Source organism: Microcoleus sp. w2-18bC1, from assembly GCF_036700365.1.
Classification (GTDB): Bacteria; Cyanobacteriota; Cyanobacteriia; order Cyanobacteriales; family Microcoleaceae; genus Microcoleus.
Genome location: NZ_JAUBOS010000164.1, coordinates 1 through 1,308, shown reverse-complemented (window position 1 = coordinate 1,308; position 1,308 = coordinate 1). Strand labels below are relative to the sequence as shown.

1 pseudogene is annotated in these 1,308 nt (G+C 36.9%); it reads left to right on the top strand.

The features are described 5' to 3' along the window. Window positions 1-47: 47 nt before the first annotated feature. A pseudogene (locus QT979_RS29175) lies at window positions 48-1,308 on the top strand (IS1634 family transposase); the annotation flags it as partial.

Here is a 1,308-nt window from a genome sequence, read left to right as displayed (position 1 = left end):
TTTTTTAAGGTATAATAATTTGTGCCAGTATAGCAACCTTCAAAACTATGAAAAAGCCCTCTGAAGCTATAAATATCGTAAATTTAGACCATTTGGGAATAGTAGCGGGGATCATAGATGAAATGGAATTGGTAGAAGAAGTCAACAAAAAAGTGGGAATAAGAGTTAAAGAAACTGTCAGCCCAGGACAAGTAATGAAAGCAATAATTTTGAACGGATTGGGATTTTTGAGCGCCCCAATCTACCTATTTGATACATTTTTCGTGGGAAAAGCAACTGAACATCTAATCGGAAAAGGAATAACAGCCGAACAATTAAATGATGACAGAATCGGGAGAGCATTAGACAAATATTATCAAGCTGGAACGACAAAGTTATTCACAGCAATTGCCCTGAAAGCAGTGAAAAAATTTCAAGTAGAAATGAAAAGCGTTCATCTAGACAGCAGTTCAATATCAGTAGAGGGAGCATACAAAAACTGTCAGGAAAAGAGCCAGGAAGTTGAGGCAGAATCTGAGGATACAGAATCTTCCATGAAAACCATAAAAATCGTTCACGGCTACTAAGCGAGATAAAAGACCCGATCTCAAACAATTTATCATTGATACGATCGTAAGTGGGGATGGAGACGTACCATTGTATCTGAAAATAGATGACGGAAACGCCGATGATAAAAGTGTCTTTGTGTCAAGATTGAAAGAGTTTAAAAATCAGTGGACATTTGACGGAATCTGTGTAGCAGATAGTGCCTTATACACAGCAGCAAATTTGTCAGCAATGGCAGGAATGAAATGGATAACCAGAGTGCCGTTAAGCATAAAAGAAGCTCAAAATAAAATCTGCAACATAGAAGATAGTGACTGGGAAGATTCTCAAATAAAAGGCTATAAAATAGCAGCCAGAACCAGTGAGTATGGCAACATCAAGCAAAGATGGCTAGTCATAGAAAGTGAAATCAGAAAACAAGCAGACCTTAAAAAAATAGTCAAACAAGTAGAGAAACAGTTAGAATCCGCCAAAATCTCACTGCATAAGCTATCCAGGCAAGACTTTGCTTGTATTACTGATGCAGAAGTTGCAATAAAAAAGTTATCAAACTCATGGAAATATCACCAAATAAAAGAAATAAAATGCCAAGAAAAGCCAGTTAAAACAACAAAAAGAAAGCTCAAAGAATCGAGCGAGACACAGACAATAGTCTATCAAGTAACAGGTGAAATAGAACCCCGAATTTCAGCAATCGAAGGGGAAAAAGTCAAAGCTGGGAGATTTATATTAGCCACAAATATTTTAGAGCCTAAAGTAGTG